General features: G+C 76.0%; 6 protein-coding genes. 1 reads left to right on the top strand and 5 read right to left on the bottom strand.

The window, feature by feature from the left end; all coding sequences use genetic code 11:
- Nucleotides 1–46: 46 nt before the first annotated feature.
- Nucleotides 47–1738: an NAD(P)H-quinone dehydrogenase gene (locus tag HLB09_RS09745; protein WP_246234993.1), complete on the top strand. Its 1692-nt coding sequence runs from the start codon at nucleotides 47–49 to the stop codon at nucleotides 1736–1738.
- A gap of 144 nt (nucleotides 1739–1882) precedes the next feature.
- Here the strand turns inward: HLB09_RS09745 and HLB09_RS09740 are convergent, their stop codons facing one another.
- From HLB09_RS09740 to HLB09_RS09720, 5 genes are all read right to left on the bottom strand, one after another.
- Complete coding sequence (locus HLB09_RS09740) at nucleotides 1883–2767, bottom strand: endonuclease domain-containing protein (protein WP_171203188.1); 885 nt, start codon at nucleotides 2765–2767, stop codon at nucleotides 1883–1885.
- Between the two features lie 239 nt (nucleotides 2768–3006).
- Nucleotides 3007–4779: an ATP-binding protein gene (locus HLB09_RS09735; protein ID WP_171203189.1), complete on the bottom strand. Its 1773-nt coding sequence runs from the start codon at nucleotides 4777–4779 to the stop codon at nucleotides 3007–3009.
- A 290-nt stretch (nucleotides 4780–5069) separates the two neighbouring features.
- Nucleotides 5070–5714: a Maf family protein gene (locus HLB09_RS09730; protein ID WP_171203187.1), complete on the bottom strand. Its 645-nt coding sequence runs from the start codon at nucleotides 5712–5714 to the stop codon at nucleotides 5070–5072.
- Nucleotides 5715–5825: 111 nt separating this feature from the next.
- Nucleotides 5826–7259, bottom strand: a complete 1434-nt coding sequence (locus HLB09_RS09725; RefSeq protein WP_212770852.1) for a dicarboxylate/amino acid:cation symporter — start codon at nucleotides 7257–7259, stop codon at nucleotides 5826–5828.
- Between the two features lie 100 nt (nucleotides 7260–7359).
- On the bottom strand, nucleotides 7360–8515 hold a 1156-nt coding region (locus tag HLB09_RS09720), incomplete at its 5' end, for a DUF885 domain-containing protein (protein ID WP_171203185.1).

Genomic DNA, 8515 nt, shown 5'->3' with positions numbered 1-8515 from the left:
GGTCCGGGGCCCCGCGCCCGCCGGGCCGGGAGGCAGAATGGCGGCGATGTCTCCCTCCGAGCGCGACGCGCAGACCCCGGACCCCGACCCCAGCGCCGCGGCCCCGGGCAGCGACGGCGCAGCGCCGTCCGACGTCCCCGTCGCGGACGACGGCGCCCCCGGCGCCGAGGGCATGGGCGCCCCCGCCGAGCGCTCGCCGGAGGGCAGCGAGGCCGACGGCGCGACCGCGCCCCCGCGCGGCGCCGCCCGCGCCGACGACGAGGACGCCGACCGCCGCGCCGCCGAGCCGCCCCTGCCCGTGCGCTCCGCGGTCACCGACGTCGCCAGCACGCGCGTCGTCGTCCTCGGCGGCGGCCCCGGCGGCTACGAGGCGGCGCTCGTCGCGGCGCAGCTCGGCGCCTCCGTGACGGTCGTCGAGCGCGACGGTCTGGGCGGCTCGACGGTGCTCACCGACGTCGTGCCCTCGAAGACGCTCATCGCGACCGCGGAGGTCATGGCGACCGTCACCGAGTCCGTCGAGCTGGGCCTGCGCTTCCCGGGGGCCGGGCGCGGCGAGACCGACGCCGAGAGCGCCGTCACGGTGGACCTGGACAGGGTCAACACCCGCGTGCGCGGGCTCGCGAAGGCGCAGTCCGAGGACATCCGCGAGCGCCTCGAGCGGGAGGGCGTCGACGTCCTCGTCGGCCGCGGCACCGTCCTCGCCCCCGACCGGGTGCGCGTCGAGCTCGCCGACGGCGGCACGCGGGACCTGCGGGCCGACGTCCTCCTGCTCGCGACCGGCTCCCACCCGCGCGAGCTGCCCGACTCGATGCCGGACGGCGAGCGCATCCTCACGTGGAAGCAGCTCTACGACCTCACCGAGCTGCCGGAGCGCCTGGTCGTCGTCGGGTCCGGCGTCACCGGCGCCGAGTTCGCCAACGCCTACGAGGCGCTGGGCTCCGACGTCGTCCTCGTCTCGAGCCGCGACCGCGTGCTCCCGGGCGAGGACGCCGACGCCGCGCAGGTCATCGACGACGTCTTCCGCCGCCGCGGCATGACCGTCATGGCCCGCTCGCGGGCGCAGTCGGTGGTCCGCGACGGCGACGGCGTGCTCGTCACGCTCGCCGACGGGCGCGAGGTCCGCGGGTCGCACTGCCTCATGGCCGTCGGGTCGATCCCCAACACCGCCGGGCTCGGACTGGAGGAGGCCGGCATCCGCACCTCGGAGTCCGGCCACGTCGTCGTCGACCGCGTCTCGCGCACGTCGATCCGCGGGGTCTACGCCGCCGGCGACTGCACGGGCGTCCTGCCGCTCGCGTCCGTGGCCGCGATGCAGGGGCGCATCGCCATGTGGCACGCCCTCGGCGACGCCGTCTCCCCGCTCAAGCTGCGGACGGTGGCGGCCAACGTCTTCACCGCCCCGGAGATCGCGACGGTCGGCTGGACCCAGGCGCAGATCGAGTCCGGCGAGGCGCAGGGCCAGGTGGTCAAGCTCCCGCTGGCCGGCAACGCCCGCGCCAAGATGCAGGGCATCCACGACGGCTTCGTGAAGCTGTTCTGCCGCACCGGCTCCGGCACGGTGATCGGCGGCGTCGTCGTCAGCCCCCGCGCCAGCGAGCTCGTCTTCCCGCTGACGCTCGCCGTCGAGCACCGCCTCACCGTCGACCAGGTGGCCCACGCCTTCAGCGTCTACCCCTCGCTGTCCGGCTCCCTCGCCGAGGCCGCCCGGCGCCTGCACACGGCGCCCGAGGTCGACTGACCCACCCGCCGTCTCGTCGGACGTCGCAGCCTTCTCCCGTCGCGGCGCGCCTCCTCCGCACTTCGTAGCCTTCTTCCGTCCCGAGGTGCCTCCGGGGCGGACTTCGTGGCCTTCCTCCGCAACCGGCGGAGGTCTGCGGCCTGCTCACCGCGCGCGACCTCGCGCGCGCTGCTCGGCGGCGGCCGCCCGGACCAGGGCGACGACGCGGTGGGGATGGCGGAGGTCGTCGGCCGTGACGTGGACGACGGCCCACCGGGCCGCGGCGAGGCGGTTGAGGCGCTGGCGGTCCGCCGCGAGCTGCTCGCGGAGGGCGTGCCACTGCCCGTCGTACTCCACGGCGACCTGCTCCTCGACGAGCGCCAGGTCGACGCGGGCGACCTCGCGACCGTCCAGCAGGACGCGGTGCTGGGGGACCACCGGCAAGCCCGAGCGCTGCAGGTGCACGCGCAGCGCGGACTCCGGCAGGGACTCGGAGCGCGGGTCGACGAGACCGACGGCTCGGCGCACCCCGACGACGTCCCCGGCGCTGCTGCGCTCGACGGTCTCGAGGATGGCCTCGGCAGAGCACAGGCCGGCCCGCACGAGCGCGTCCAGGCGCCCCACGGCCAGGGGCAACGGGGCCCTGGCCGCCGCGTCGAAGGCGATGCGCGTGGGAGCGGCCAGCGTCGTCGTCGCCCACGGGGCGCCGCTCAGCAGGGGCTCGGTCGACCGGCGGAGCCGGACGCCGGCGCGCCGCGGGACCTGCGTGCCGTCCGAGATGACCATCTCGACCTCGTCACGGACGCCCAGCCACCCGAGGCCCAGGACGCTCGCCGCGGAGGCCCCGGTGAGCAGGGCGCTGCTCGGGACGAGGAGACCCGCCGCCGCGCAGAACAGGGCGTGGTCGGCGTCCGCGGCTGCCGGCGCGTACGTGCCCCGCAGCACGCGCTGGAACCGCGGGCCGAGGAGCTCGGCCCGCGTGAGGTCGCCCCAGCGCAGGGCGTCGCAGCCACGGAAGACCACGGGAGCGGGAGGGAGTCGCAGTCGCACGACCACGGATGCTGGCGCGGACGGACGTCGAGGCCCGCTATAGCCCGACCGCCTGTGGACGACGGGGCTCGTCCACAGGCAGCGCGCAGGAACTCCGTCGCGAAGCGGGCCTCATGGGGACGGACGAAGGCTACGAAGTCCGCCGAAGAAGACGGCCTCGGCGGAAGAAGGCTACGAAGTCCGCCTCACGAGCACCCGGAAGGGGAGAAAGGCTACGAAGTCCGTCCCCCGGTGCGGCCTCAAGAGGGGTCGACGACCTCGCAGACCACGGCGCCGGAGGCGATCGACTGCCCGACCTCGGCCTGCAGGCCCTTCACGACGCCGGCGCGGTGGGCCACCAGGGGCTGCTCCATCTTCATCGCCTCGAGCACGACGACGGTGTCGCCGGCCTCGACGGCGTCGCCCTCGGCGACCGCGACGCTGACGACCGTGGCCTGCATGGGGGAGGTGAGGGACTCCCCGCTCGCGGCCGCCTTCTGCGCGCGGCCGCGGCGGGCCTTGGCCCGGCCGGGAGCCGCGGCCGGGGCGCCCGCCGAGGCGCCGAGCCCGGCGGGGAGCACCACCTCGAGGCGGCGGCCGCCGACCTCCACGACGACGCCCTCGCGCTCGACCGGCGCCGGGCCGTCGGCGACGGGACCGGCGTAGGGCTCGACCCGGTTGTCGAACTCCGTCTCGATCCACCGGGTGTGGACCGTGAACGGCCCCTCGCCGCCCGTGACCTCCGGCGCGAAGGCCGGGTCGACGACGACGGCGCGGTGGAAGGGCAGGACGGTCGGCATGCCGTCGACGACGAACTCGCCGAGCGCGCGGCGGGCGCGCTCGAGGGCCTGGCGCCGGGTCGCGCCGGACACGACGAGCTTGGCGAGCATGGAGTCGAAGGCGCCGGCGACGGCGTCGCCCGCCACGACGCCGGAGTCGAGCCGCACGCCCGGGCCCGACGGGGCCTCGAAGCGCGTCGCGGTGCCCGGCGCGGGCAGGAAGCCGCGGCCGGCGTCCTCAGCGTTGACGCGGAACTCCAGCGAGTGGCCGCGCACCGGCGGGTCGTCGTAGCCGAGCGGCTCGCCGGCGGCGAGCCGCAGCTGCTCGCGGACGAGGTCGAGCCCGGTGACCTCCTCGGAGACCGGGTGCTCGACCTGCAGGCGCGTGTTGACCTCGAGGAAGGAGATGGTGCCGTCCTGCGCGACGAGGAACTCGCACGTCCCCGCTCCGACGTACCCGGCGGTGCGCAGGATCGCCTTGGACGCGCGGTACAGCTCGGCCTGCTGCTCGGCCGTGAGGTAGGGCGCCGGCGCCTCCTCGACGAGCTTCTGGTTGCGCCGCTGCAGGGAGCAGTCGCGCGTGGAGACGACGACGACGCCGCCGTGGGCGTCGGCCAGGCACTGCGTCTCGACGTGCCGGGGCCGGTCGAGGAAGCGCTCGACGAAGCACTCGCCCCGGCCGAACGCCGTCACGGCCTCGCGCACGGCGGACTCGTAGGAGGCCTCGACCTCGCCGCGCTCGCGCACGACCTTGAGGCCGCGACCGCCGCCGCCGTGGGCGGCCTTGATGGCGACCGGCAGGCCGTGCTCGTCGACGAAGGCGAGCACCTCCTCGACGCCGGACACGGGGTCCTTCGTGCCCGCCACGAGCGGAGCGCCCACCTGCTCGGCGATCTTGCGGGCCGCCACCTTGTCGCCGAGGGAGCGGATCGCCGCGGGCGGGGGGCCGACCCACACGAGGCCGGCGTCGAGGACGGCCTGGGCGAAGTCGGCGTTCTCCGAGAGGAACCCGTAGCCGGGGTGGACGGCGTCCGCGCCCGACCGGCGGGCGACGTCGAGGAGCAGGTCCTGGCGCAGGTAGGACTCGCCCGGCGTCGAGCCGCCCAGGGAGAAGGCCTCGTCGGCGGTGCGGACGTGGAGGGCGTCGCGGTCGGGGTCGGCGTAGACGGCGACCGAGGCGAGCCCCTCGTCGGCGCACGCCCGGGCCACCCGGACGGCGATCTCCCCGCGGTTCGCGATGAGGACCTTGGTGATCGTGCGCCCGCCGTCGTCCGCCGTCGCCATGCCTCGTCCGCCTCCTGGTGCTCGGGTGCCGTCCGCGGCGCCCGCCGGGACCGATCCGGCTCCGCGCCGCCGGGGAGCCTAGTCCGGTGCCGCGGCCCCGCCGTCCCGCCGGGCCGTCCTCCCGCCCGCGTCCCCGGAGAGCGCGGAAGAAGGCTACGAACGACGCCGAGAAGCGTCGTGGGGGCGGAGGAAGGCGACGAAGTCCGCCGAAGAGGGCCGTGAGGGCGGAGGAAGGCTACGAAATCCGCCGAGGAGGGACGTCAGGCGTCCGCGGGGGGACGCAGGTCCGACCAGCGCACGCCGACCTCGCCGAGCATCCCGCGCAGGGTCGCGAGGCCGAGGCCGACGACGGCGGACGGCTCCCCCTCGACGCCGGCGACGTACGGGCCGCCGAGGCCGTCGAGGGTGAAGGCGCCGGCCACGCGCAGCGGCTCGCCGGTGGCGACGTAGGCCTCGACCTCGGCGTCGTCGACGTCGGCGAAGCGCACGGTCGTCGACGACACGGCGCCGAGCGTGGCGCCCGTGCCGCCGTCCTCGCGCGCGTCCACGAGCCAGTGGCCGGTGTGGAGGACGCCCGAGCGGCCGCGCATGCGCCGCCAGCGCGCCGCGGCCTCGGCGGCGTCGGCGGGCTTGCCGTGGACGTCGCCGTCGAGCTCGAGCACCGAGTCGCAGCCGACGACGAGCAGCGGCTCGTCCTCGGCCACGTCGAGCTCGTCGAGCCGGCCGGCGACGTCCTCGGCCTTCGCGCGGGCGAGGACGAGGCAGACGTCCTCGGCGTCGGTGACGCCGTAGCGCTCGACGACGGCGGGTTCGTCGACCCCGCTGACGAGCACGAGCGGGTCGGTGCCCGCCGAGCGCAGGAGCGCGAGCCGGGCAGGGGAGGCGGAGGCGAGGACGAGGCGCACGCGAGGACCGTAGACGGCGGGGCCCGCGCCGGCGGTGCAGGACGCCGCAGGCCCGCTCCCGGCGGGGGAGCGGGCCTGCGGCGGCGGTGCCCGCGAGCGGGGCGGGAGGGGTCAGGCCGGGGCGCCGACCCGGGTGCCGTCGTCGGCGCCGCGACGGGCGTCGTCGGTCTCGCCGGTGCGCACGCCGGCGTCCTCGCGCTCGTCGTCGCGCGGCGCGAGCGGGTCGCGCCCGCGGGGGGCGTGGTAGGCCTCGACGTCGAGGATGCCCTCGCGCTTGGCCACGATCGCCGGGACGAGCGCCTGCCCGGCGACGTTGGTGGCGGTGCGGATCATGTCGAGGATCGGGTCGATGGCCAGCAGGAGGCCGACGCCCTCGAGCGGCAGGCCGAGCGTCGAGAGGGTCAGCGTGAGCATGACCACGGCGCCGGTGAGGCCCGCCGTCGCCGCGGAGCCGACGACCGACACGAAGGCGATGAGGAGGTAGTCGGTGATGCCCAGGTCGACGCCGAACAGCTGCGCCACCGTGATGGCGGCGAGCGCCGGGTAGATCGCGGCGCAGGAGTCCATCTTCGTCGTCGCGGCGAGCGGCACGGCGAAGGAGGCGTAGGTCCGCGGGACGCCGAGGTTCCGCTCGGCGACGCGCTGGGTCACCGGCAGCGTGCCCACCGAGCTGCGGGAGACGAAGGCCAACGTGATGGCGGGCCAGGCGCCGGAGAGGTACTTGCGCGCGGACAGCCCGTGGAGGCGGGCGAGGAGCGGGTACACGCCGAGCATCACGATGAGCGACCCGACGTAGACGTCGGCGGTGAAGACGGCGAGCGGCGCGACGAGGTCCCAGCCGTAGGAGGCGACGGCGTTGCCGAGCAGGCCCGCGGTGCCGATCGGGGTGAGGCGGATGACCCACCAGAGCGCGGTCTGCGTGACGGCGAGCGCGGAGCGGACGACGGCGAGGAACGGCTCGGCCTTCTCGCCGGTCTTGAGGATGGCCGCGCCGATGACGAGCGCGAGCACGACGAGGGACAGGACGCCGAAGGACAGGCTCGTCGAGGCCGTCGCCGACGTGCCGGAGGGGTCGACCTCGACGTCCGTGCTCGCGCCGAGGCTGAAGATGTTGGCCGGCACCAGCTGGTCGAGGAAGTCGGTCCACCCGCCCTGCGTGCTGGAGGCCGTGGCCCCCTCCGTGCTGATGTCGGCGTTGGCGCCGGGGTTGGTCAGCAGGCCGATGCCGATGCCGATGGTCACGGCGATCAGCGAGGTGATGGCGAACCACAGCAGCGTCTGGCCGGCCAGGCGCGCGGCGTTCGTCACCTCCCGCAGGTTCGCGATCGAGACGATGATCGCCGTCACGACGAGCGGCGGGACGACGACCCGCAGCAGCTGGACGAAGGTGCTGCCGATGGTGGCCAGGGTGGTCGTCAGGGCGTTCGGGTCCTCAGGTGTGCCGCCGAGGGAGCGGGCGAGGACGCCGAGCCCGACGCCGACCACGAGGCCGATGAGGATCTGTGCGCCGAAGGGGATGCGCGCGGCGCGGCGGAGGAGAGTCACGGCGGCTCGCAACCACCGCCGGGCCGGGCGGCATTCCCGGCTATCCCGACCTCCGCGGTCGGGATAAGCGAGGGATGGGGGAGCGGCCCCCCTGCCGGGGTCAGGCGGCCGGCGTCATCGCCGCGCGCAGCACGTCCAGCCCCACGGCGCCGAGGTCGAGCGCGCGCCGGTGGAAGGCGCGCAGGTCGAAGGCGTCGCCCTCCCGGGCGCGCACCTCCTCGCGCAGCTGCAGCCACAGGCGCTCGCCGACCTTGTACGACGGCGCCTGCCCCGGCCAGCCCAGGTAGCGCAGGTGCTCGAAGCGGCGGACGGGCTCGTCCTGGCGGGCGTGCCCGGTGAGGTACCGCCAGACCCGCTCCGCGTCCCAGGTGCCGCCGCCGACCTCGGCGGGCGCGGCGAGGCCGCAGTGCAGGCCGATGTCGACGACCACGCGGGAGGCGCGCAGCACCGACCCGACGAGCATCCCCATGCGGTCGCCCGGGTCGTCGAGGTGGCCGAGCTCGGCCATGAGGCGCTCGGCGTAGAGCGCCCAGCCCTCGCCGTACCCGCTGCTCCAGGCCATCGTGCGACGCCAGCGGTTGAGGACGTCGGAGCGGACCATGGCGTGCCCCACCTGCAGGTGGTGGCCCGGGACGCCCTCGTGGAAGACGGTCGTCGTGTCCAGCCAGGTGGAGAACGAGGTCTGCCCGGGCGGCACGGAGAACCACATGCGCCCCGGCCGGGTGAGGTCCTCGCTGGGCCCCGTGTAGTAGATGGCGCCCGACGCCGACGGGGCGATGCGGCACTCCAGGCGCCGCAGCGGCGCGGGGACGTCGAAGTGCTCGCGCCCCAGCTCCTCGACGGCCCAGTCGGACAGGCGCTGCATCCAGGCGGTGAAGGCGGCGGCGTCGGGCAGCCGGCGGGCGGGGTCGGCGTCGAGGACGGCGATGGCCTCCTCGACGTCGGCTCCGGGGCGGATCCGCTCCGCGACCTCGGCCATCTCCGCCTCGATGCGCGCGACCTCCTCGAGGCCCCACGCGTAGGTCTCCTCGAGGTCGACCTCGGCGCCGAGGAAGAGGCGGCTGCGCAGCGCGTACTCCTCGCGGCCGCAGGCGTCCTCCTCGCGGGCGCGGGGGAGGACGTCCTCGGCGAGCGCTCGCGCGAGGTCGGCGTAGGCGCCGCGGGCGGCGGCGGCGCCACGTTCGAGGTCGGCGGCCAGCGCGCCCCCGGGGGCCGCGCCGTCGGGTCGGGCCCCGGCGACGAGGGCGTCGAAGAAG

It is taken from the genome of Pseudokineococcus marinus, from assembly GCF_013004605.1.
Taxonomy (GTDB): Bacteria; Actinomycetota; Actinomycetes; order Actinomycetales; family Quadrisphaeraceae; genus Pseudokineococcus; species Pseudokineococcus marinus.
The sequence above is the reverse complement of the archived record's forward strand: the minus strand, read 5'-3'. Positions and strand labels throughout refer to the sequence as shown.

Coding starts and splice junctions, on each gene's coding strand:
- HLB09_RS09745 (WP_246234993.1), top strand. CDS start 47: ATGTCTCCCTCCGAGCGCGACGCGCAGACCCCGGACCCCGACCCCAGC.